Annotated in this window: 14 protein-coding genes; all 14 read left to right on the top strand. The window is 36.2% G+C overall.

The genetic code is table 11. The features are described 5' to 3' along the window. Nucleotides 1-17: 17 nt before the first annotated feature. The 14 genes from LUA90_RS15615 to LUA90_RS15550 all read left to right on the top strand — a co-directional run bounded on the left by LUA90_RS15615 (nucleotide 18) and on the right by LUA90_RS15550 (nucleotide 26,599). Nucleotides 18-1,235, top strand: a complete 1,218-nt coding sequence (locus LUA90_RS15615) for an acyltransferase family protein (RefSeq protein ID WP_231491582.1) — start codon at nucleotides 18-20, stop codon at nucleotides 1,233-1,235. Next, on the top strand, nucleotides 1,232-3,442 hold the full coding sequence (locus LUA90_RS15610; RefSeq protein ID WP_231491581.1) for an alpha-N-acetylglucosaminidase: 2,211 nt from the start codon (nucleotides 1,232-1,234) through the stop codon (nucleotides 3,440-3,442). The genes LUA90_RS15615 and LUA90_RS15610 overlap by 4 nt, the downstream gene beginning before the upstream one ends. 14 nt (nucleotides 3,443-3,456) lie before the next feature. Further along, nucleotides 3,457-4,971, top strand: coding sequence for a glycoside hydrolase family 28 protein (locus LUA90_RS15605; protein ID WP_231491580.1), 1,515 nt, complete (start codon nucleotides 3,457-3,459; stop codon nucleotides 4,969-4,971). Between the two features lie 19 nt (nucleotides 4,972-4,990). Beyond that, complete coding sequence (locus tag LUA90_RS15600; RefSeq protein ID WP_231491579.1) at nucleotides 4,991-7,270, top strand: GH92 family glycosyl hydrolase; 2,280 nt, start codon at nucleotides 4,991-4,993, stop codon at nucleotides 7,268-7,270. A gap of 108 nt (nucleotides 7,271-7,378) precedes the next feature. Continuing rightward, nucleotides 7,379-11,416, top strand: a complete 4,038-nt coding sequence (locus LUA90_RS15595; RefSeq protein WP_231491578.1) for a hybrid sensor histidine kinase/response regulator transcription factor — start codon at nucleotides 7,379-7,381, stop codon at nucleotides 11,414-11,416. A gap of 159 nt (nucleotides 11,417-11,575) precedes the next feature. Then, on the top strand, nucleotides 11,576-13,504 hold the full coding sequence (locus tag LUA90_RS15590) for a glycoside hydrolase family 97 protein (RefSeq protein WP_231491576.1): 1,929 nt from the start codon (nucleotides 11,576-11,578) through the stop codon (nucleotides 13,502-13,504). Between the two features lie 27 nt (nucleotides 13,505-13,531). Next, nucleotides 13,532-14,503: a glycoside hydrolase family 43 protein gene (locus tag LUA90_RS15585; protein WP_231491574.1), complete on the top strand. Its 972-nt coding sequence runs from the start codon at nucleotides 13,532-13,534 to the stop codon at nucleotides 14,501-14,503. A 1-nt stretch (nucleotide 14,504) separates the two neighbouring features. Continuing rightward, nucleotides 14,505-15,851 carry a BNR repeat-containing protein gene (locus tag LUA90_RS15580; RefSeq protein WP_231491572.1) on the top strand — a complete coding sequence of 449 codons (1,347 nt, stop codon included), beginning with the start codon at nucleotides 14,505-14,507 and terminating at the stop codon, nucleotides 15,849-15,851. Between the two features lie 33 nt (nucleotides 15,852-15,884). Beyond that, entirely contained in the window at nucleotides 15,885-18,035 is a 2,151-nt protein-coding gene (locus LUA90_RS15575) for a family 43 glycosylhydrolase (RefSeq protein ID WP_231491571.1), read from the top strand. Between the two features lie 39 nt (nucleotides 18,036-18,074). Then, nucleotides 18,075-19,193, top strand: a complete 1,119-nt coding sequence (locus LUA90_RS15570) for a glycoside hydrolase family 88 protein (protein WP_231491570.1) — start codon at nucleotides 18,075-18,077, stop codon at nucleotides 19,191-19,193. Nucleotides 19,194-19,209: 16 nt separating this feature from the next. Next, nucleotides 19,210-20,460 carry a DUF2264 domain-containing protein gene (locus LUA90_RS15565; protein ID WP_231491569.1) on the top strand — a complete coding sequence of 417 codons (1,251 nt, stop codon included), beginning with the start codon at nucleotides 19,210-19,212 and terminating at the stop codon, nucleotides 20,458-20,460. Between the two features lie 304 nt (nucleotides 20,461-20,764). Continuing rightward, nucleotides 20,765-23,758 carry a TonB-dependent receptor gene (locus LUA90_RS15560; protein ID WP_231491568.1) on the top strand — a complete coding sequence of 998 codons (2,994 nt, stop codon included), beginning with the start codon at nucleotides 20,765-20,767 and terminating at the stop codon, nucleotides 23,756-23,758. A 10-nt stretch (nucleotides 23,759-23,768) separates the two neighbouring features. Further along, nucleotides 23,769-25,394, top strand: coding sequence for a RagB/SusD family nutrient uptake outer membrane protein (locus tag LUA90_RS15555; RefSeq protein ID WP_231464945.1), 1,626 nt, complete (start codon nucleotides 23,769-23,771; stop codon nucleotides 25,392-25,394). A 92-nt stretch (nucleotides 25,395-25,486) separates the two neighbouring features. Continuing rightward, complete coding sequence (locus LUA90_RS15550) at nucleotides 25,487-26,599, top strand: glycoside hydrolase family 43 protein (protein WP_231491567.1); 1,113 nt, start codon at nucleotides 25,487-25,489, stop codon at nucleotides 26,597-26,599. Nucleotides 26,600-26,645: the final 46 nt, after the last annotated feature.

The raw sequence follows: 26,645 nt of genomic DNA, 5'->3' as shown, positions 1-26,645 counted from the left end.
TGCGTTAAAACCATAAAATGAATTCAGAACAAACAGCTAAAACAGAATCAGGTGCTAAGCCAAAAAGATTAATTTCTTTAGATGCTTTAAGGGGCTTTGATATGTTTTGGATTGTAAGTGGCGAAGGCATTTTTCATGGAATTGCAGATGCCATTATGAAAAAAAACGGACTGGTTCGTAATGCAACTGATTGGACTATTGGCACCAATAATTCGCTGTCTTTTTTCGAAAAGTTTTTTATAGGTATAAGCAATCAATTGCACCATTCTGTTTGGAATGGATTTACTTTTTATGATTTGATTTTCCCGCTTTTTATCTTCATATCCGGAGTATCAATGCCTTTTTCTTATCATAAATATCTTCAAAATCCGCAAGAACAGAATTCTAAGAAAATATATTACGCCTTAATAAAGCGAACCTTAATCCTTGTCACACTTGGTGTAATTATAAACGGTTTATTTAAATTTAACGGGTATGAAAACACCCGTTTTGCAAGTGTATTAGGGCGAATTGGGCTTTCTACATTTTTTGCTGCACTAATTTATTTAAACAGCTCGCTAAAAAAGCAAATTTACTGGTTCATTGGTATTTTATTAGGGTATTACCTGCTAATGATTTTTGTACCTGTGCCCGGTTTTGGAAGCGGGGTTTTAACACCCGAAGGCAACCTCGCAGCTTATGTTGATAGATTATTTCTACCGGGCAAGCTGCACAGGGTTTTTTATGATCCGGAAGGGTTGCTCAGTACAATACCCGCCATTTGTTCTGCAATGATGGGTGTTTTTGCAGGTACAGTTTTAAAGGCTGATTTGCCAAAAGTAAATCCTACAAAAAAAACAATATTTATGGCACTTGCCGGAATTTTATGTATTATTTTAGGTTTAGTTTGGAGCTTAGTTTTTCCAATTAATAAAACCATGTGGACAAGTTCTTTCGTGCTCTATGCCGGTGGTTTTAGCATCTTAATTTTTGCACTATTTTATTACACCATCGATGTAAAATCTATGTATAAATGGAGCCTGCCTTTTGTTTGGATTGGCACAAATTCTATATTAATTTATGTTTGCGCTCATGGTTTCTTCAATTTCGAATCTAGTTCTGGTTTCGTGTTTGGTGGCCTTATTAATTTTTTAGCTGATGATCATCACCAAGCTGCGTTATGGTTCGGCGTTTTCATTATTCAAATTTGCTTATTAAAATTTTTGTACGATAAAAAGTGGTTTTTAAAAATATGAAATACAGAATATTATTATCCGTTTCTCTGCTCACCTTCATTTCTTGTAAAACATGGTCGCAGGATTTTTTAACCGCTTCTAATCAGCTTATTGAGCGTGTTTTGCCGAAACAGCATCAATATTTTACTACACAAAGCATAGCTTCAGAAAATGGTAAAGACGTTTTCGAAATCGAAAGCAAACAAAATAAAATTGTTTTAAGGGGAAGTAGCGGAGTAGCCATTGCATCTGCATTTTATCATTATTTAACAGAATATGCGCATTGCCAAATTACATGGAATGGCACTAATTTAAAATTGCCCGCTAAGCTACCTTTGCTTGGTAAAAAAGTTAGGAAACTAACGCCTTATGAGTACCGCTATTACCTAAATTATTGCACATTTAATTACAGCATGAGCTGGTGGGACTGGGAAAGATGGGGAAAGGAAATAGACTGGATGGCCCTACATGGTATTAACATGCCTTTAGCCATTACCGGCGAAGAATATACCTGGTATTTATTGTACAAAGAAATGGGTTTTTCTGACGATGAACTGAAGGGATTTTTTACAGGCCCTGCTTATTTTTCGTGGTTTTGGATGGGCAATATTGATGGTTGGGGTGGTCCGCTTCCTGTAAGCTGGATGAAAAGCCATTTCGAATTACAAAAGAAAATACTAAACCGCCAACGTGCTTTAGGTATGAAACCTGTATTGCCTGCATTTACGGGTCACGTTCCGGCTGCATTTAAAAATAAATTTCCGAATGCGAAATTGAAAGCCACAAACTGGACTAACGGTTTTGCAGATACCTATATTTTGGATGCCGAAGATCCGATGTTTGCTGAAATTGGTAAGAAATTTTTGTTGAAACAAACGGAAATGTTAGGAACAGATCATTTGTACTCTGCAGATACTTTTAATGAAAATGAACCACCATCTTCTGAGCCTGAATATTTGAGCAAACTTACTGCAAAAGTTTATGCGGGCATGTCTGCTGCAGATCCTAAAGCCGTTTGGGTGATGCAAGGCTGGCTTTTTTACAGCGATAGAAAATTCTGGAAAGACCCTCAAACGGAAGCTCTCTTAAAAGCTGTGCCAGATGATAAAATGATTCTTTTAGATTTAGCCACAGAAATAGAACCCGTTTGGAAACGTACAAATGGATTTTATGGTAAACCCTGGATTTGGAATATGCTGCACAATTTTGGCGGCAATACAAATCTTTTTGGTCGCATGGATGTGGTTGCTACCGAGCCTGCCGCAGCACTTAACAATCCGCAAAGCGGAAAAATGAGTGGTATTGGTTTAAGTATGGAAGGGATAGAGCAAAACCCGGTACTTTATGAATTAATGATGGCCAATACCTGGCAATCTACCCCGATTAATGTTAACACCTGGTTGCCAAAATTTGTTAGAAACAGGTACGGCACTGAAAACGCTAATGCAGTAAAAGCATGGGATATTTTAAGAAAAACCGTTTATACAGTGCCAAAAGATAAATACATTAGAGATGGTGCTGAATCTATAATACAAGCCCGCCCGACACTGGATTCGCTAACCAGATGGGCAAAAACGACTTTAAATTATAATGAAAAAGATTTATTACCAGCCTGGGATGAATTTGTAAAAGCTTCATCAGCTTGTAAAACGAGTGATGGTTTTCAATATGATATTGTTGATGTAACCAGACAAGTGCTTGCAAATTACGCTTTACCCGTTCAAAGGAAATTTGTAGAGGCTTATAAAAAAGGTGATTTAAAAACTTATCAAATAGAAAAAGCCAAATTTTTAGACTTGATAAGCGATATGGATAAGCTTTTAGCCACACGTAAAGATTTTATGCTTGGTCCGTGGGTAAACCAGGCAAGAGCCTGGGGCAATAACGCTGAAGAAAAGGCTTTATATGAAATGAATGCTAAAGATTTAATTACACTGTGGGGCGATGCAAAAAGTCCGTTAAATGAATACGCATGCAGGCAATGGAGTGGCTTATTAAACGATTTCTATAAACCTCGTTGGGAACTATTTTTCGGCAAAATGGAACAGTCTATACAACAGAAAAAGCCAATTAATATAGAGCAATTTAACGATGAGGTAAGTAAATGGGAATGGAAGTGGGTTAACATGCGAAAAGATTATCCACTAAATACGGTTGGTAATCCCGTACAAACTGCAATCGCTTTACATACAAAGTATCGCAAAATTATTGCTGCGGCGCATCAATAAATCAATAAAATTTGATGAAAAAAATTCAGATAATCATTTTATTCTTAGTGAGCGCTTTATGCCTTAATGCACAAAATAAGGTCTATAACATTATTGATTTTGGTGCAAAAACAGGTCTGTCGCATGTAAATACAGAAGCTATACAACGAGCAATAAATGCTGCTTCAAAATCTGGCGGGCAGGTTTACATCCCAAAAGGTCAATTTGTTACCGGAGCAATTGAGTTGAAAAGTAATGTAACCCTTTTTGTAAGTGAGCATGCAGAGTTATTAGGAAGCACAAATCGTTTGCATTATGGAAGCGACTCTGCCAAAGCCTTAATTTCGGCCAAGGGACAGAAAAATGTTTCGATAGCTGGCAAAGGAATAATAAACGGCAGAGGTGCTGAAGTGGTCAAAAATCTAATCTCATTGCTACACGACGGTAAATTTAAGGATGAAACCTGGATTGCAAAACGACCCTCAGAGAAAAGCAGGCCAAAACTTGTTACTTTTATAAACTGCGAATATGTAAGCGTTAAAAATGTTTCATTAAAAAATAGCGCAGGTTGGGTTCAGGATTTTGTAGGATGCAATGAGGTAGTTGTAGATGGTGTGAAGATAGAAAGCACAGCTTATTGGAACAATGATGGTATCGACATTGTAAACTCAAAAAATGTTAAGATTACAAATTGCGAAATTGATGCCGCTGATGACGGCATTTGCTTAAAATCTGAAGGCATGCCTGGTATTTGCGAAAACATTTATGTAGAAAACTGCAAGATAAGATCGAGCGCAAACGGATTTAAGATTGGTACCGGTTCTTATGGCGGTTTCAAAAATATTAAGGTTAAAAATATTTTAGTTTATAATACGTATCGTTCGGCTATTGCTTTAGAAGCAGTTGATGGAGGTTTTATAGATGGGGTAGATGTAGATGGTGTTATTGGAAATTACATAGGTAATGCCATTTTTATTCGCCTTGGGCATAGAAACAAAACTGATAATTACAGCACAGTAAAAAATATCCGCATTGCAAATGTTAATGCAACTATTCCAAATGCAAAACCCGATGCTGGATATCCGATAGAAGGTCCATTGCCAAAATCTGCCCCTCATAATTTGTTGCCAGCATCAATTGTCGGCATACCGGGGCATTACATCACAAATGTAACGCTCGAAAACATTGACGTTACCTACGGCGGTGGTGCTAAGAAAGAAACCGCATTCATTTCAAATGATAAGCTTAACAATGTTGATGAAAACATAGCGGGCTACCCGGAATTTAATATGTTTGGCGAATTGCCATCATGGGGTTTTTATGTTAGGCATGCAAAAGATATCACCTTTAATAATGTCAGTTTTACTTATCAATCATCAGATTTTAGACCGGCAATGGTATTTGATGATGCTGATGCCATTCGTATTAATGGGTTAAATATTTCGGAAAACGCTAATGAAAATGTAATTCTAGTAAAGGATACACCTAAATTTTCTATTGATAACTCCAAATTTCCGGATAATATAAAACTGCCGGTTAAAAAGCTTTAAATTGATTAATTATCATACTATGCGTAAGAAGATACATCAAACTATATCAGCTAGATTAGGTGATATTTTTTGGTATTGCATTGTTGGTCAATTGTTTAGTATTTTATGTTGCGCTACTGTTAGTGCTCAGCAGCAAAATTTTGTTAAATATGTGCAGCCATTTTCGGGTACATCTGCCAGTAACACGCCAGCAAGCCAGCATATAGAAGATAAAACCGAGCGCCTGGCCAATACCATTCCTGCAGTGGCGCCACCTTTTGCAATGACCCAATGGACGCCCCAAACGCAACTTACCGAGGTTAAATGCCTTGCTCCATATTATTATAACAACAAAAAAATCTATGGTTTTAGGGCAAGCCATTGGATTAGTGGCTCTTGCACGCAAGATTATGGAAGTTTTACCATTATGCCAATTTCGGGTAAATTGAAAACTAATGCCTTAAGCTATGCAGCAGATTATACGCATAACGGCGAAGTAGCTACTCCATCTTATTACAAGGTTAATTTGCCTAATTATAATCTCAATGTAGAGCTAAGCGCAACTTTACGCAGCGGCGTGATGAAAATTACGGCGCTTAAAACAGATAGTGTATATATTTTAATCACGCCAAACAGCGATAAAAACAAAGGTTCTATCAAAGTAAATAAAGCAAGCGGCGAAATCTCAGGAGAAAATCCGGTGCACCGGATTTATCAAGGCACAGGTCAACCGGCAGGTTTTAGTGGTTATTTCTACATCAGCATTAAAAAGCAATTTGCTATAAGTGGTGTATTCGCTGAAGATAAAATTTATGAAACTCAATCCATTAGTAATAAAAAAGACTTAGGTGTTTATGTTGGATTCAAACTCGAAAAAGGCGAAACCATACTCATCTACTCCGGAACATCCTTTACCAGCATTGCTTCTGCCAAATTAAATTTAGCGAAAGAAATAAACGATAGCTCTTTTGAAAAGGTTGTATCCGCAACTACAGCCGATTGGCAAAAATCGCTTTCGCAAGTATCAGTTTCTGATAAAGATGAAAAGAGGAAAAGAATTTTTTACACCGCAATTTACCATGCGCAACAACATCCAAGATTATTTAATGATGTAGATGGTGGCTATCCGGTATTTTCTGGTAATTACCAAAGAGCAGTAATGGATAAGGGAAATTATTATGATGATTTCTCCATGTGGGATATTTATCGGGCGCAGTTACCTTTGGTAGAATTATTAAAACCTGATTTGGCTAACGCCTTTGCAAAGTCTCTTGTTTTAAAAGGTAAGCAAGGTGGCTGGTTACCTATTTTTCCATGTTGGAATAGTTATACCGCTGCAATGATTGGCGACCATAGTACCGCTTTTTTGGCATCGGCTTACAATAAAGGCATTAGAGATTATAATGTTAATGATGCTTATCAACTTATGCGGCAGAATGCATTTATAATGCCCGATTCTACAAAATACCTCGATGGTAAAGGTAGAAGAGGCATTAATAGCTATTTAAGATATGGATTTATACCATTGGATGATGGCATTCCGGATGCATTTCATAAAAAAGAGCAGGTTAGCAGAACATTGGAATATGCTTATGATGATTATGCATTATCTACAATTGCTAAAGATTTAAATCATACAGAAGATTATCTGGCGCTGAAGAAAAGGTCTGAGAATTATAAAAATGTTTTTGACCCTGCTGTTGCTATGGTTAGAGGTAAATTTGCAAATGGTAATTGGTATTCGCCTTTTAATGCCGATAGGCGTGAACCCTATATTACCGAAGGTACGCCCAGACAATATACTTTTTATGTGCCGCATGATATGCCTGGACTTACAAAACTAATGGGAGGTCCAAAACAACTCGAAAATCAACTGGATTCTATCTTTGAGAAAAAGGAATATTGGCATGGAAACGAACCAGGTCATCAGATTCCTTTCCTGTATAACTATACCGCATCGCCCTGGAAAACCCAAATTCAGGTATCTAAAATTTTAAATGAGGAATATAGCGATGGTCCGGGAGGTTTAAGTGGAAATGATGATGCCGGACAAATGTCTGCCTGGTATGTTTTTGCCGCATTGGGTTTCTATCCGGTAGATCCGGTTTCTGGTAATTATCAAATAACTAAACCTCAATTTTCTAAAGTTGATGTTAACTTTAATAGCGGAAAACATTTAAAAATATCGGTTGTAAAAGCAGCAGAAAAAGCTCAATTTATTACGAAGATTATGCTAAATGGCAAGCTTTTAAAGAATCATGAAATCAGCCACAAACAACTTACCAACGGTGGAAACTTAATTTTCTATCTCGGTAGATAGATGTTAAGCAAACACAGAATTTCTTTTGTTGGAATTTATTTACGTCATGAAGACATTTATTTTGTATCTTGAGTTTTAGCCAAACTTAAATCTCCTCTTGTAGTAGCCATGATAAAGAATTTTTCCATCTTTCTTTTTCTGTTTATTTTTTTTAGTAAGAGTAATGCTCAAAATAACTCGCTATCTATTAAGTATATAGGGGTAGAAAATGGGCTTTCAAACAATATTGTAAATTCTCTTTATCAAGATAGATTTGGTTTTGTATGGATGGGAACTTATGATGGCCTGAATCGTTACGATGGATATAATTTCAAAATATTTCGGAACAATTGGGGTGAAGAAAATTCATTAATTAATAACCACATTACGGCGCTTAACGGAGAACATAACCGGGTGTGGATTGGCACACAAAAAGGTGTTTCTTATTATGATTATTCAGATTCTAAATTTCATAACCTAAAGTACAGCGAAAACAATAAGCTCAAAGATTTTCAGTTTTCTGTAAATGCCATTGTGGTTGATAAAAATTTAAATGTTTTTATCGCTACTGATGAGCATGGTTTATTTATTTTAAGAAATGGCCAAACCCTTGCCGAAAACATCAACCTGAAGAAAAATAAGCGCTTTGCAATTAAAGCTTTATTTGTAGATAAATCTCAAAATCTTTGGTTCTATGCAAAGGATTATGGCTTTTGCAGGTATAATTCAAATCTTAAAAACATAACTGTTGTTGATGCAAAAATTAAAAATTTAACCAGCATTACCGAAGGAAATGGAGGCTTACTTTGGTTAGGTTCAGAACATGGGCTTTATCAATTTAATAAGGTTGATAAAAAACTAACACTTGTAAAAAATTATCCGTCATCAGATAATATCATGAATTTGATGGTTGATAAAGATGATAAGCTCTGGGTATCTACCGACGGGAATGGTCTTAGGGTTTTAAATACTCAGAATTATAGCATAAAAAGTTTTCTGCAAGGCCGTGAAAAAGGCTCTGTTACAAGTAATTCAATTGGGCAGGTTATACAGGATAAACAGAACAGAAAATGGATTGCCACACTTAGAGGCGGCGTAAATATTATAGACCAGACAACGGCGCAATTTCAAACCATAAAACATGATGCTGCTAACAAAAACTCGCTGATTAGTAATTTTGTACTTTCTTTTTGCGAAGATAGTACACAGAATATTTGGATTGGAACAGATGGCGGCGGCTTAAGTGTTTGGAATAGAAAGCAAAATACATTTGTTAATTACACAAAAACTGCCGATAATGCTTCGTTGAAAAGTGATTTTATCACCAGCATTCTGTGCGATGATAAACATAATGTGTGGGTTGGTAGCTTTAGCGGGGGCATCGATCGTTTTGATAAAAAATCAGGAAAATTTATACATTACGCCTGCTTCAATCCGGAAAAAGGTACAGACGACATTAATATTTGGAAACTTTATCAGGATAAAAGAAAAAACATTTGGGCAGGTACAACAAGGGGAGGTGCGCTATACCTGTACAATAAAACAACAGATAAATTTGAGTTATTTGATAATCGATTAAAAGACATACATAGCATCATCGAAGATAGTAACGGAAATCTGTGGGCAGGCAATTACACGCAGCTTATCAAGATAGATAGGCTTTCTAAAAAACATAAATATTACAACATTAACATGGCCATCAGGGCAATTATTCAAGATTCGAATAATATGCTTTGGTTAGGTACAGAAGGAGGTGGTTTGCTTTGTTTTAATCCACAATCTGGAAAGTATAAAAGGTATTTTCAACAAGATGGATTACCGAGCAGTTCGGTTTTAAATATATTGCCCGATGATAATGACAACCTTTGGTGCAGCACCTATAATGGTATTTCTCAATATAATTTAAAGTCGAAAAAATTTAAAAATTATTATACATCTGATGGGTTGCAGAGCAATCAGTTTAATTATAATGCAGCACTAAAAGCTAAAGACGGAACTTTTTTATTTGGTGGAATAGAAGGTTTTAACATCTTTTATCCTGATAAAATTCAACAAAATCGTAGAACGCCGAAAATTGTACTTACTGATTTTAAGATAAACAATGTCCCGATTGATGTAGATCCTAATTATAAAAACACCTCAATTGTCGATCTTCAACAGATATCAATTCCATATAATTTGGCGGTATCGGTAGATTATGCTGCAATCGAGTTTTCTTTTCAGGATCAAATTGCTTATGCCTATTATCTGGAGGGCTGGGATAGAAACTGGAACTATGTAAACAAACTCTCAACGGCTTATTACTCAAGGCTAAATGAGGGCGAGTATAAACTTAGAATAAAAAGTACCGATACCGAAGGCAATTGGACCAATAACGAACGAACAATTATTATCAGGATTTTGCCGCCTTGGTACAGAACGTGGTGGGCTTATTCCATTTATCTTATCCTAATCTCTGCTGTAATTTATGTATTTCAGCGTTATCGAAATAAACAACGAAACCTTAAGCATGAAGTGGAGATAACCAATTTAAAAATGGAGCGTGAGAAAGACCTGAACGAAAAGAAGCTTAATTTTTTTACCAATATCTCCCACGAACTTAGAACGCCATTAACCCTGATTGTAAATCCAATAAAGGATATTTTAAGTGCAAAAGAAGCCGGGCATGAAAAAAACGACTTAACTGTAGTTTACCGCAACTCTAAACGTTTACTCAGTTTGGTAGATCAGCTTTTGCTTTTTAGAAAGATGGAGAATGAAAATGAGGAGCTAAAGCTGAGCAAAATTAATCTATCCAAATTTGCCCACGAAATTTTCTTGTGTTTTGCTTACATGGCTAAAAACAATAATATTAATTACGTTTTCGACTGTGAGGATGATTCAATAGATATTTTTGCAGATCGTGATAAACTCGAAATTATCCTGTTCAATTTAATTTCTAATGCCATGAAATTTACACCGGCGAATGGATCGGTAAGGTTAAAAATTTCTGCTAACGATACTAAAGTAAATATTGATATAAGCGACAGCGGACCAGGCATACCAAATGAAATTGGAGAAAAAGTTTTTGATAAATTTTACAAAGCAACGGTTAAAGAATCATTAAAAATTGGTTTTGGTATTGGATTATATCTGGTTAAAACTTTCGTTGAATTGCATAAGGGTAAAATAAAATTTGAATCCTTGAAAGATGTTGGCACCACTTTCCTCATTGAATTGCCGCTTGGTGTAGCAACAGAAAATGTAGAGCCAGCTTACACCGATAATCATTTGGTATATGTTAACGAACTTATTGCGCAAGATGAAGATGAAGTATCAGAAATTTATGAAAGCAACGAGAGTAAAAAAAACATAGAATTACTTATTTCTGATTTGCACTCCATTTTAGTTGTGGATGATAATACAGAAATTATCGACTATGTAAAACAGATTTTTCAGAATAAATTTAAAATCTACAAGGCTATAAACGGGCTTGAAGGCTTAAAAATTTGTAAAGAAGTATTGCCAGATATTGTAATTTCTGATGTGAACATGGATGTGCTTAATGGGATAGAGCTTTGCAAAGCCATAAAAGAAGATTCAGAATTAAGCCACATACCGGTAATATTGCTCACTGCCGACCCAAGTGATGAGGTACGCTTGAGCGGGATTGAAGTTGGTGCTTATGATTTTATTACAAAGCCTTTTGATAAGGAATTGTTTACTGCAAAAATTCACGGAATTATAAAAAACAGGCAAAATCTACAATCTTATTTTTATAATGAAATAACCTTAAAATCTGATGCGCACAAAGTATCTGAAGAAGACAAAGGTTTTCTTCAAAAGTGCATCACCATAATCGAAGAAAATATAATGGAAGAAGATTTTAATGTGAAGATTTTAGCCTCAGCTTTAGGTATGAGCCATTCTAATCTTTACAAGCGAATCAGGGCAACCTCCGGCCAGTCTATAAGTAGTTTTGTGCGTTTTATACGATTAAGGAAAGCTGCAGAACTGCTTATCAATACTAATTTAAATATTAACGAAGCGGCATTTAGAGTTGGCATTAATGATATAAAATATTTCAGAACACACTTTCAGAAGCTATTTAACCTAACGCCTTCAGAATTTGTAAAGAAACATAGAAAAACCTTTCATAAATATTACAACCTCAATTCCTTTAATTAAATGTAGACCACGAATATTCATTTTACCAAAATACCCCCCTTAAAAAATGATTTGACCCCCTGTTTATACTTTTAAAATTTTGCTACTTCGATTAACCAAATATTTCGGTAGAAAAATCAGTAGCTCAATACTCGATTACCATTTCCTTAACCAAAAACTATGTTTTATAAATTTACTTCGCTAATTTTTCTGTTGCTTTTCTCAAATGGTATTTTAAAGGCTCAAAATTCCAATGCTGTTTCAAGTCCTGATAACAACCTTACTGTTAAATTTAAAATGAGCAATGGTAAAGCTTACTATTCCATCTTTAAAAAAAATGAACAGGTTTTAGAAGCTTCTGCTCTGGGATTGGTTAGAGCTGATGAAAATTTTTCGTCACAATTAACGCTTTTATCGGTTTCCAATATTACAAATGTATCCGATACTTATACGCTCAAAAACGCAAAGCGACTAAACAATCATTATCAGGCTAAAAAACGGATTTTTCACTTAAAAACTGCATCCGGTAAAAAACTGGATATCATTTTTCAGGTATCAAACGATGGGATTGCTTTCCGATATCATTTTCCGGATAAAGATGCTGCGGTAAAACGTATTTTATCAGAACAAACCTCTTACAATTTCTTCGCTGAAACTAAAGCCTGGTTGCAGCCAATGAGTGTTGCAAAAACAGGTTGGGAAAGCACAAATCCATCTTATGAAGAATATTATAAAAAAGAAATTAATGTAGGCGAAGCCGCTCCAAGTGCTGCAGGTTGGGTTTATCCGGCACTTTTTCACTATCGTGATAATTGGGTCTTAATTTCTGAAGCCGGTTTAGATGGAAATTATTGTGCAACGCGTTTAAAGCAAAACTCTCCGGAGGGAAACTACGAAATCGGTTTTCCTGATGAGCGTGAAGCCTTTACAGGCGGTAATGTTAAACCAGAATCTAATTTGCCATGGTTTACGCCCTGGAGAATTCTTACCATAGGAAGTTTAAAAACAATAACAGAATCTACTCTGGGAACAGATTTAGCCTATCCACAAAAGCCAAATATCAATCCTGCCGATTATCCTTTAGGAAAAGCATCCTGGAGCTGGATAATTTTGAAAGATAATTCCATTACTTATGATGTGCAAAAAAAGTTTATAGATTTTGCTGCTGATATGAAATGGGAATATTGCTTAATTGATGTGGATTGGGATACAAAAATTGGCTTCGAGAAAATGCAGCAACTTTCTGATTATGCTAAATCAAAAAATGTAGGTTTAATTTTATGGTACAACTCTGCAGGAGATTGGAATACCGTTAAATATACACCGAAAAACAAGCTCACTACAAAAGCTAACAGGCAAAAAGAATTTGCCATGCTTCAAAAAATGGGTATAAAAGGCATTAAGGTTGATTTTTTTGGCGGTGATGGGCAATCCATGATAAAATATTACCTGGAAATTTTTGAGGATGCTGCTAAATACGGTTTAAGCGTAAACTGCCATGGCGCTACTTTACCCAGAGGTTGGCAGCGTACTTATCCAAATTTGGTTACAATGGAATCTATAAAAGGTATGGAATTTATCACGTTCGACCAAAATAACGCAAATGAAGCGCCGTACCATGCCACCACAATTCCCTTTACGCGGAATGTTTTCGATCCGATGGATTTTACACCCATGACACTCACAAAAATCCCGAATATAAATAGAAAAACAAGCAGCGTTTTTGAATTGGCTTTGCCTGTAATTTTTCAGTCGGGTGTACAGCATTTGGCAGAAACTCCAGAAGGAATTGCAAGTGTTCCGGATTTTATCAAAACACATTTGCAAAATTTCCCGACATCTTTTACTGATATTAAATTTATAGATGGTTACCCTGGTAAATATGTTATTATGGCTCGTAAAGCAGGCAATAAGTGGTATTTAGCCGGGATAAACAGCGGGCAACAAAATAAAATAGTTACGATTGATCTTTCTCAATTTGGAAAAAATAAAGCCACTCTTATTACCGATGGTGATTCAGAATTTTCTTTCAAAAAAACTGATTTACAATTAAAATCAACTGAAATAACTATTAAACCTTTTGGTGGTTTTGTAGCTGTAGTTGAATAATATTGTATCACTGTAAAACCTTAATTGATGAAGAATTTAATAACAGTAATACTAATAAGCGGCTTAAATATTCTGTTTGCTTTTAAAGCAAATGCCCAGCAGGTTTTGGAGGCTAAAGGAAATCCAATTATTACAGATAAATACACAGCAGACCCGTCAGCTTTGGTCTATGGCGATTCTGTTTATTTATACGTTGGCCATGATGTTGCACCAAAAAGCAAAAATGATTATGAAATGAATGAATGGTTATGTTATGCTTCTGCCGACATGAAAAACTGGAAAGCGCATAAATCGCCACTGAGTTATAAAGATTTTAGTTGGTCAAAAGGCGATGCCTGGGCATCTCAGGTTATTGAACGTAATGGAAAATTTTACTGGTATGTAGCCACTGCACACGCTACAATACCAGGAAAGGCGATTGGTGTTGCGGTTGCCGATAATCCACGTGGGCCATTTAAAGACGCAATAGGCAAAGCTTTAGTAACCAACGATATGACAAAGGCTACAGATATTAGCTGGGATGATATCGATCCGACGGTGATTGTTGATGACGATGGTCAGGCTTATCTTTTTTGGGGAAATACCAAGTGTTACTACGCAAAATTAAAAGCCAACATGGTTGAATTTGATGGACCAATTCAAATGGTAAGTGTGCCGGCCTTTACCGAAGCGCCGTGGGTACACAAAAGAAAAGGCTGGTATTACCTTTCGTATGCATCAGGCTTTCCTGAAAAAATAGTGTATGCGATGAGTAAAAACATCAACGGTCCATGGGAATATAAAGGCATTATTAATGAAATTGCAGGCAATTCAAATACAAATCATCAATCCATAATCGATTTTAAAGGGAAAAGTTATTTTGTTTATCATAATGGCGCTATCAATACCGAAGGTGGCAGTTATAGAAGGTCGGTTTGTATCGATTATTTGCATTATAATGCTAACGGAACCATTAAGCGTATAATCATGACATCAGAAGGTGTTAGCAAAACTCAATAATATGTGTAGGTTAATAAATCATCAAATACTTTGCAAATTAATCTTTGGCTTTAAACTAATTGTCTGTTTGTTTTTTGTTGGATTTAATTGTGCTGCACAAAATTATCAGTCTGGTGTAATAGCGAAAGATGGTTGGTCTAAAAACTCAGTCAATACGGTTATTTTTCGCAAAAACTCTATTGTAAGCTATAAAAAATTACAGTTTTCGGCTTTTTATGATGATAATCAGTTTGTTGTTTTAGCAAAGCGATCTGCAGAAGATAAAACCTGGATTTGCCAAAAAACAGCTTACAAAGGCGATGCAACGGATGCGCATAAATCTATAAGCATTGCGGTTGATGGCTCCGGATATCTGCATATTGCATGGGGGCAACACAATAACCAATTAAATTATGCAAAATCTATAGCACCGGGCTCACTTCAATTAAGTGAGAAATCGGCAATGCTCAATGATAAAGAAGAGAAAGTAAGTTATCCTGAATTTTATAAACTCGCCAACGGCGATTTAATGTTTTTCTATCGTGATGGTGGCTCTGGTAACGGAAATTTGATGATTAACCGATATTCCATCAAAAGCAAAACATGGGTTCGGGTACAGGATGGATTAATAAACGGCGAGGGCAAAAGAAATGCTTACTGGCAGGTTGCTACAGATCAATTGGGTGGGTTGCACATCTCCTGGGTTTGGAGAGAAAGTCCGGATGTGGCAAGTAACCACGATTTAGCTTATGCAAAATCTATAGATGGTGGTTTAACGTGGATTAAAAGTAATGGCGAAAAATATGTACTGCCAATTACAGAATCGAATGCAGAGTATGCGCTTAAAATTCCCCAAAACAGCGAATTAATTAACCAAACCTCAATGTTTGCTGATGATCATGGCTATGCATTTATTGCCGGTTATTGGAGAAACAAACCTGCTGAGCTTCCTCAATATCATATAGTGTACATGGATAAATTGGGATGGAAAGTGAATAGTTTAAATTTTAGAAAAACTGATTTTACACTTAAAGGCGGCGGTACCAAAAAGATTCCAATTTCGCGTCCGCAGATTATTACCTGGAGAAAACAAAATAAATATGGCGTAGCTGTAGTATTTCGTGATGAGGAAAGAGGTAGCAAAGTTTCGGTTGCAACCAATCAGGATATTTTAAGCAATAAATGGACAATCAATGATTTAACTTCATATAGCGTGGGAGATTGGGAGCCATCGTACGATACAGAATTGTGGAAGAATAAGCAGATACTTAATTTATTTGTACAAAATGTAACCCAGGTTGATGGAGAAGGTAAAGCTGAAATTAAGCCAACTGAAGTAAAAGTGCTTAAATGGGTTGTGCCTAAATAGTTTAATAATTAAAATCGAACAATATAAATTGATATGAAAATAGTGTTTTGGATGTATGTTTTGCTGGCTTTTGCTCCATTGCAAATTTTTGCGCAGAAAAAAGTGAGTGATAAGCAAAAGTTAGATGCCTACCTCTTTGTTTATTTTACTGGTAATGATAAAAATGAGGAAGCCATACATTTTGCCATCAGTAAGGATGGTTATACATATAAAGCGCTTAATAATAATCAACCGGTTATTTCATCAGCAAAAATTAGTTCTACAGGTGGCGTAAGAGACCCGCACATATTAAGGGGCGAGGACGGTAAAACAATCTACATGGTCGCAACGGATATGGAATCTGCAAAAGGTTGGGATTCTAACCGGGCGATGGTGCTTTTAAAATCAACAGATTTAGTGAACTGGACATCCAAAGTTGTAAATATTCAAACCCGATTTAAAAACCAGGATAGCTTAAAAAGGGTTTGGGCGCCCCAAACAATTTACGATTCAGAGGCTAAAAAATATATGGTATACTGGTCTATGAAACATGGAAATCAGCCCGATATTATTTATTATGCCTATGCCAATAAGGATTTTACAGATTTGGAAAGCGAGCCTAAACAATTATTTTTTAGTCCGACTAATGGCTCGTGTATAGATGGTGATATTATTTATAGCAATGGAAAATATAATCTTTTTTTCAAAACTGAAGGAAATGGAAATGGAATAAAAAAGGCTGTTTCATCAAGTTTAACCAGAGGTTATGTGCTTCAAGATAAATATTTGCAGCAAACTAAAGATGCTGTAGAAGGTGCCGGCGTTTTTAAATTAAACAATAGTAACGAATACATCCTAATGTATGATGTGTACATGAAAGGTAAATATCAGTTTACAAAAAGTACCGATTTGAACAGTTTCAAAGTAATTGATGAAGCCGTAAACATGGATTTTCATCCACGCCATGGTACAGTTTTACCCATTACTGCTATTGAAGCGAAACGTTTATTAGCAAAGTGGTATAGTGCTAAAGCCGTGCTCGAATCGGCCGGTTCATCTTCTATAAAGCGAAATAACATTGTGATTGATGAAAAAGATAAAACCGTTTACTTTCCATTAAAATACGGTTCAAACTTAAAAACTGTCGATTTGCAGTTCTATAACCTTCCGGGAATAAGCATTGCACCAAATAAACCGATAGATTTTAGTAAAGGTTCAACTAAAATTACTCTTTCAATTGGTGGTAAAACCGCCGAAACCTACAAGGCAAGTGCTGAAATAAACAACAATCCGGTATTATCGGGTTACTATGCCGACCCTGAAATTATCTATTCAAACAAAACTAAAAAATACTATTTATACCCAACCAGTGATGGTTTTACAGGTTGGAGCGGTAAATATTTTAAAACCTTTTCATCAACTGATTTAGTAAACTGGAAAGATGAAGGGACAATTCTAGATTTGGAAAAAGACGTGAGTTGGGGCAAAAGAAATGCTTGGGCACCAACCATAGCTGAGAAAAAAATAGGTAGCGAGTATAAATATTTTTACTATTTCACAGCCGCTCAAAAAATTGGTGTTGCGGTATCAGATAATCCAAATGGTCCTTTTAAAGATAGCGGCAAAGCCTTAATTGCTAAGAAACCAAAAGGTATTAAAGGCGGACAAGAAATTGATCCTGATCTTTTTACTGACCCTAAAACAAGCCAAAGTTATTTGTATTGGGGGAATGGCTATATGGCTGTTGCACCATTAAATTCAGATATGGTTTCAATCGACACAAATTCGATAAAAGTGATTACCCCAAATAAAGATTTTAGAGAAGGTACAGAGGTTTTTTATCGTAATGGAAAATATTATTTTTTATGGTCTGAAGATGATACCAGAAGCGAAAATTACCGTGTTCGTTATGGTTATTCTGACACTCCAAATGGCGAAATTACCATCCCTAATGATAATTTGATTTTATCTAAAGCTCCACAATTCGGTATTTATGGAACAGGACATAACTGTGTGATTCAAATTCCGGGTAAAGATGAATGGTACATGATTTACCACCGTTTTAATTTGCCTAAAGGTATTACAATGGGCGATGCCGCAGGATACAATAGAGAAGTTTGCATCGATAAAATGGAGTTCAATGCCGATGGAACGATAAAAAAAGTAATTCCAACAATCAAAGGGATTAACCCGATAAAAAATTAAACAAACTGATGTTTTTAAACAGTTTAAAATAATAAACAGATGAAAAAGTATTTCTTAATTGTGTTGCTTGTTTTACTTAAAATAACAAGTTATGCTCAAAAACTTCCAGCTAAAGCCGAGGTGCTGAAAATTATTGATAAGGCTAACCAATTTTGGCAAAGCAATAATCCACCGCAAGTACGTTCCTTTTGGGATAATGCGGCTTACCATACCGGTAATATGGAAGTGGTTGCGCTTACCCAGAACAAGGTTTATCAAGAATATTCTGAAGATTGGGCAGTTCACAATCAATGGATGGGTGCAAAATCTAAAGACAAAAGTACCTGGAAATACAAATATGGCGAAACGGACGATTATGTACTTTTTGGCGATTGGCAAATTTGTTTTCAAACTTATATAGATTTATATCATTTGGATAAGCAAGAATATAAAATTGCCAGGGCTAAAGAAGTTATGGAGTTTGAGATGAGTACTCCTAATAACGATTATTGGTGGTGGGCGGATGGTTTATACATGGTTATGCCGGTTATGACAAAACTCTATAAAACCACAGGCAATAAACAATATTTAGAAAAATTACACGAATATTTTGCTTATGCCAACAGCATTATGTATGATAAAGAAGCAGGGCTTTATTACAGAGATGATAAGTATGTATATCCAAAGCATAAAAGCGTTAATGGCAAAAAAGATTTTTGGGCACGTGGCGACGGTTGGGTATTTGCAGGTTTGGCCAAAGTATTAAAAGATTTGCCAAAAGATGATAAAAACAGAGATGAATTTGTAACGAAATATAAAATCATGGCTGATGCTATTGTGAAATGCCAGCAAAAGGAAGGTTATTGGACCAGAAGTATGTTGGATGCTGAACATGCCCCCGGACCCGAAACCAGTGGTACTGCATTTTTTACCTATGGCTTATTTTGGGGAATCAACAATGGCTACCTTAAAAACAAAATTTATAAAGAAGCTGCTTTAAAGGGCTGGAATTATTTATCAAAAACAGCATTGCAAGATAGCGGAAAAGTGGGTTATGTTCAGCCGATTGGCGAGAAAGCCATTCCAGGTCAAATTGTTGACCAAAATTCAACCTCAAATTTTGGTGTAGGTGCATTTTTACTGGCCGGCTGCGAATTTTACAGATTTTTAAAAAAATAAGAAACCTAACCATAATATGAAATATTCCGCAATTAAACTATCAATATTTATACTGATACTTTCTGTTTCAACATCGGCTTTTAGCCAAAAGAAAAAAACGATTAAGCAAACCGCTACGTTAACCGACAGGCAATTTTGGTTGCAGCAAATGGATAAAATGGTTAAACCTGTTTTATACAATTTGGCTAAAGATAGTTTGAAGATTAATATGCCAAAGGTTACATCCATCCATATTGATAATAAAGAACATAGAATAAAAGTTCAATATGTAGAGGTTTTAGGAAGGGTTTTAAGTGGTGTTGCCCCTTGGCTACAGTTAGAAGGTGGCGATGAAAAAGAAGTTGCACTAAGAAAGCAATACCGCGAATGGGCAATACAAGGCTTAAAAAATTCATTAGATTCAAACGCTAAAGATTTTATGAATTATGATATCGGTGGCCAGCAGTTGGTTGATGCATCATACGTTGCTTTAGCTTTTATCAGAGCGCCATGGCTTTGGGAAAATTTAGGTGAAAAACACAGGCTTTTAATGATGAAATCCATCGAAACTACGAAAAGGTTTAAGCCGGTATTTTCTAACTGGTTATTGTTTTCTGCAATGAATGAGGCTTTTTTAGCAAAATTTGGCTACAGCTGGGACCCAATGCGGGTTGATTACGCTTTGCAGCAGATGGAGCAATGGTACGTAGGCGATGGCATGTATAAAGACGGAAGCACTTATGCCTTTGATTATTACAATAGCTATGTAATTCATCCTTACCTGGCCAAAATCTCAGAAATAATCGGCGCAAAGGTTAAGGATTATAATTCGATGTTTGAGAAGATTAGAAAACGAAACGAGCGTTATGCCATATTACAAGAGCGTTTAATTAATACTGATGGCACTTATCCTGCAACAGGCAGGTCTATCATTTACCGTGGAGCAGCATTTCATCATTTGGCAGATATGGCGCTTCGAAATGCTTTGCCTAAACAATTAAGCCCGGCCCAGGTGCGTTGTGCCTTAACTGCGGTAATTAAAAAAACTTTAGAGAGCCCAACAACTTATAATAATCTTTGGTTAACCATTGGTTTATACGGAAATCAACCAGATTTAGGAGATTTTTATAATAATCAAGGCAGCCCTTACATCTGTACAAATATTTTTCTCCCATTAGGATTACCTGCCAGCGACCCATTTTGGGCAAACCCGGCAGCTCAATGGAGTGCTCAGCGAATTTGGTCGGGAGAAGATTTCCCGAATGACCATAGCCAGGACTTAAGATAATTGGATTTATAAATGCGGAAGGGGACTAACAGGCTTTTTTAAAATAAACGTAGTTTTTACGTTTGTAAATTTAAAAAATAGCCCTTAAGCCCCTTTTTTGCATAAAATTACCAATTTTACCCCGCTTAATTACCGTTCTACCCCTCACTATAAAGCCGATTTATCTTCTTATTTGTGATAACCAAATTAATAATTTATGACAAGTAGTTAAGACCTCATCCGCTTTTACTAAAAGCCCCATTGTTTCAAACATCTCTTTTTGAAATTGATAATAAATCAAAAAACTAACTAACCAAATAAAACTATGCTTAAAAAATTACCATCACCAAAAAGGTGTTTACTGGTACTGTTTGCAATATTTTTAATTGCTAATACAGGTTTCAGTAACCTATACGCTCAAGGCGTTATCACAGAAGTAAGCGGTACTATTCAAGATTCCAAAGGCTTACCAATACCAGGAGTAACCGTAAAAAATGTAAATACCACTAAATTAGCCATAACAGATGGTAACGGAAGGTATAAAATTGCAGCAGCCAAAGGCGAAAGTTTAACTTATAGCTACGTAGGCTACACGAGCAAAACAATTGTTGTTGCAAATAATGATCAGTTAAACGTAAAGCTTGATGAAGCTGATGATAAAACACTAAATGATGTTGTTGTTGTTGGTTACGGTACGCAGAAGCGTTCTGATGTAACGGGTTCGGTGGTTTCTGTACCTAAATCCAGGTTATCTCAATTGCCGGTTACCAACATTCTACAATCAATTGAAGGTGCTGTTGCCGGTGTAAATGTCACTACTACCTCAACCGTTCCGGGAAGTCAGCCAAATGCTTTAATCAGAGGTCAAAACTCTATTACTGCAGGTACAGGCCCATTTGTGGTTGTTGATGGTGTTCCATTAAGCAAAACAGGTGGCTCATTAAACGACATCAACCCAAATGATATTGCTTCGGTAGAGATATTAAAAGATGCGAGTGCAACTGCCATTTACGGTACAAACGGTTCAAATGGTGTTATTTTAATCACAACAAAAAGGGGTACAAGTGGCAAGCCAATTATTCGTTATAGTGGTTATGCAGGTATCGAAAATATTTCAAACATACTAGAGCCTAGAAGCGGCGCAGAATACGCACAAAAATATGCAGATTTTTTAAAGCAGACAGGTCAGGTACAGCAAAGGCCGGTGCCAAATATTGGTGAGTTACCAGCTTATAATGCAGGCACCACAGTAGATTGGGTAAAAGAGGCTACGCAACAAGGAATTATTCAAGACCATAATGTTGGTATATCTGGCGGTTCTCAGGATGTGAAATATTTTATCTCAGGCGATTATTTAGACCAAAAAGGTGTTGTTAAAGGATATAATTTTAAACGCCTTGGTTTACGTTCTAACCTTGATGTAAATGTAACTAGCTTTTTAACAGTTGGTACTTCATTATTTTTAACCAGCAATAATTACGATGGTGGCAGAGCAAACTTACTGTTTGCTACGGCTATGAGCCCTTATGGTCAGCTTTATAATCCAAATGGAACATATAAAATATTTCCAATGGAACCAGAGCAGCTTTACACCAATCCTTTATTAGGTTTAACAACTACTCAAATCAGCAGAACAACAAATTTAAATGGTAACGGCTACGCCGAAGTTAAATTTCCGGGAGCTTTAACCGGTTTAAAATATAGATTAAATGCTGGCTACACTTACTTTCCTAAAAGAGAAGGTAGTTACATTGGGCGTTTAGCTAATGATAATAATGGTACAGCCAGAAGTTTTAATTCTTCAACAAACAGCTACACCATCGAAAATATTTTAACTTATTCAAAGGATATTAAAAAGCATCACTTTGATATCACTGCACTTTACAGTTCTCAGGAGCGTAAATACTTTGAAACTACAGCAGGTGCAACAGGTTTTATCAATGATGAACTAGGTTTGGATAATATCGGTGCTGGTTCTACACAAACAAGTGGTAGTTACAGAGATAGATATGGTATCAACTCTCAAATGGGCCGTTTATTTTACTCTTACGATAGTCGTTATTTATTCACTTTAACAGCTAGAAGAGATGGTTCATCAGTTTTTGGTGCTAATACAACTAAATACGGTGTTTTCCCTTCAGCAGCATTCGGCTGGAACATTACCAACGAAGGTTTTATGAAAGATGCCAAGTTTTTTAACAACTTAAAACTACGTTTATCTTACGGTAAAACTGGTAATGAAGCGGTTAGTGTTTATCGTACTATCACAACAGATAATACTGGTCGCTCACCATTTAACGGAATCAGTACAATTGGCGTTTTTCCAGCCAACTTGGGTAACTCATCTTTACAATGGGAAACGACTAAAACTGCTAATATTGGTTTAGATTTTGGAATTTTAAACAACAGAATTAACGGTAGTATTGAAGCTTACGAAAATAAAACCAGTGGATTGCTGTTAAGCAGAAGTTTACCAATTATTACTGGTTACTCTAACGTACTCGAAAATATAGGTAAAACCACCAACAAAGGTTTAGAGATAACGTTAAACACACAAAACTTTGCCGGTAAAGATTTTAGATGGGAAACCATGGTTGTATTTGCAACCAACAAAAATAAAATTACCGATTTATATGGCGATGGTAAAGATGATATAGGCAACAGATGGTTTATTGGTAAACCAATTAGTGTTGTTTACGATTATGAAATGACTGGCGTTTGGCAAACAGGTGAAGATGTTTCTAAACAAGATCCAACCGCAAGGCCTGGTAGCTTAAAATTTAGCGATTTAAACGGCGATGGAAAAATCACTGGAGATGATAGAAAAATTTTAGGTCAAGCTGCTCCAAAATGGACTGGTGGTTTAACAAATACTTTCCACTATAAAAACATTAATCTAAGTGTTTTCATTCAAACCGCTCAAGGAATGACAAAGAACAATCAGGATTTAACTTATGGTGATGAAACGGGTAGAAGAAATACACCTGCAGAAATCGGATACTGGACACCGGAAAACATGAGTCAAACCCGCCCGGCTTTATCTTATAACAACACTTTAGGTTATGGATACGCTTCAGATGCAAGTTACACGCGAATAAAAGACGTTACTTTAAGTTATGTTTTCGGTCAATCTATGCTTGATAAATTACATTTAGGCGGATTAACAGTATATGCGAGCGGTCGTAACCTGCACACTTTTACAAATTGGATTGGATGGGATCCGGAGAACAATTACTCTTCAAGAGGATCTGGCGATTGGACCAATAATTATCCTTTAACCAGAACATTTGTATTCGGTTTAAATGTTTCATTACGTTAATTTATTTATCATGAAAAAGAATATAACAATTATAGCAGCCGCAGTGACTATGCTTTTCGCATTTTCATCTTGCAAAAAGGCCTTTTTGGATGAAAAACCTTTCTCTTCTTACACCCCTTTAACAGTTACAGATTCACTTGGATTCGAAGCTTCTTTAGTTGGGCTTTATAACCATACCAGTACCATATTCTCGTGGTCTGACCAACAAGGATGGCCAAGTGTTTGGCAAGTTGGTACTGATGTTGCAAACGCAACAAATAACCAGCAAGGTGTAGAAATACCTTATTACAATTACGAAACCCTTGCCGCAACCGATGGTGGTTCTGCCCGTACCTGGAACAGGTATTACATTTTGGTTAACTTAACAAATACAATTGTAGATGGTGTAGAAAATCCTTCAACAACAAGTTTAAGCGCCAGAGGTAAAGCACAGGTTAGTGCCGAAGCTAAATTTTTCAGAGCTTATGCTTACAATAATTTAGCAACATTATACGGTGGTGTTCCTTTAATTACTAAAGCATTAACAGGTCCGAAGATTGACTTTGTTAGGGCACCGATTGCTGATGTAAATAATTTTATCGTTAGTGATTTACTTTATGCAGTTGCCAATTTACCCGATATTGAAGCGGTAAAAACCAATACTAAAGGTAAAATGTATGGCAGAGCAAATAAGTTTATGGCTATGCAACTTCTGGCAGAAGTATATCTTCGTATGAATAAGCCTGACTTGGCCGAAGCACAAGCTCAAGCAATTATTTCGAGCGGAAAATTTAGTTTAATTAAAAACAGATTTGGTGCAAAAACCAGTTTACCTGGCGATTATTATTCGGATATGTTTCAATATGGCAACCAACGCCGTTCGCAAGGCAACACCGAATCTATCTGGGTGTTGGAGCAAGAAAATCCAAATTCAGTTGTTGGTGGGATAACAAATTCGCCACAACAAAGAAGGGTATGGGGTGCTGCATATTACAACATTGCTGGTATGGCCTTAGCCGATTCATTGGGTGGAAGATCTATTGGTAGGTTACGTTTAAGTAACTGGGTATTGTATGGTTTATACAAAGGAAATGATATTCGTAATTCTCAGTACAACATCCGCAGAAAGTATTATTACAATGATCCAAGTCCAACTTATGCAGCCAGATTTGGTAAGCAAGTACCTTTTACAGGACCAGATACTTTGATAAATATCTGCCCAAGTACAACAAAATGGGGCGCTTTTGATCCAAATGATACATTCGGTTTCGCTATGATTAAAGATTTTATTTTAATGCGTTTAGGAGAAACCTATTTATTATTAGCTGAAGCTCAGGTTGCACAAGGTAAAACAGCAGAAGCGGCAAATACAATTAATGTGCTAAGAACAAGAGCAAATGCCGACCAGGTTACAGCTGCGCAAATGACTAAAGATTTTATTTTAGATGAGCGTGCAAGAGAATTAATTGGTGAAGAAAACAGAAGGATGACTTTGATGAGAACCGGAACTTTGGTAGAAAGAGCATTAAGATTAAATTCTGGCGATAAATCAAAACCAATTACAGGCTTAACTTCAAAAGCACTTTTATTACCAATTCCGTTAGGTGAAATTCAACTAAATAAGGATGCTGTGCTAACACAAAATCCTGGATACTAATTTATTGTGGTTAGTTAATCGGGGAGACGCTTTTTTGTCTTCCCGATATTTTTTATTCACTAACTTGCCTTTTCAACCCGAAATAAAAAATCATGCTTAAAATTAAAATCTCCTGTTTCCTTTGGCTAATTATTGCTTTTTCAACCAATGTGGTATTTGCTCAGAAAAAGCAAAATGCTTTTTATCCCGGACAATTATGGAAAGATGATAAGGGTGTTCATATTAATGCCCATGGCGGAGGGATAGTGGAAAGTAAAGGTGTTTATTATTGGTTTGGAGAACATAAAGTAGCAGGCGAAAAAGGAAATACTGCACAGGTTGGTGTACATTGCTATTCATCAAAAGACTTATACAATTGGAAAGATGAAGGTATAGCGCTTCGGGTTTCTGATGATTTAAAAAGCGACATTGCAAAGGGTTGTATTCTGGAGCGACCAAAAGTTGTTTACAATAAGAAAACAAAGAAATTTGTAATGTGGTTTCACCTGGAGTTACTAGGTAAAGGTTACGAAGCTGCCCGCACCGGACTTGCTGTTGCCGACAAAGCGACCGGGCCATATACATTCGTTAAAAGCTATCGCCCAAATCCGGGTATTTTGCCTTTTTATCCTGAAGGAACATCATTGGCCGATCAGGTAAACTGTACAAAGCCAGCCAATAAAAGTGATGGTTTTTTCTGTCGCGATTTACCTGGCGGACAAATGGCTAGAGATATGACTGTTTTTGTTGATGATGATGGTAAAGCCTATCATATTTTTTCATCTGAAGAAAATTTCACACTTCATTTAGCAGAGTTAAGTGATGATTACTTAAGCCATACCGGAAAATTTATAAGGATTTATGTAGGGCATCAAACTGAAGCTCCTGCGCTTTTTAAAAAGGATGGAACTTATTATATGGTTGGTTCAGGTTGTACAGGCTGGGATCCAAATCCTGCAAGGTGGTTCAAATCAAATTCTATTTGGGGTCCGTGGGAATACATGGGTAATCCCTGCGTAGGTGAAAACGCCAACATAACCTATGGTGGCCAAAGCACATACGTGTTACCTGCACCCGGAAAAAAAGGGCAGTTTATTTTTATGGCTGATAAGTGGGCACCAAAAAATGCTATTGATGGCCGCTATCTATGGTTGCCAATTAAGTTTAATAACCAAAAAATGGAGATCAGCTGGCTAGACAAGTGGGATCTTAACATCTTTAAGTAAAATATTACACCGACAAGGGTTGCTTTACGTTGCATAAAATTGCAAT

Origin of the sequence: Pedobacter sp. Leaf170, from assembly GCF_920984665.1 — a bacterium.
Taxonomy (GTDB): Bacteria; Bacteroidota; Bacteroidia; order Sphingobacteriales; family Sphingobacteriaceae; genus Pedobacter.
The sequence above is the reverse complement of the archived record's forward strand: the minus strand, read 5'-3'. Positions and strand labels throughout refer to the sequence as shown.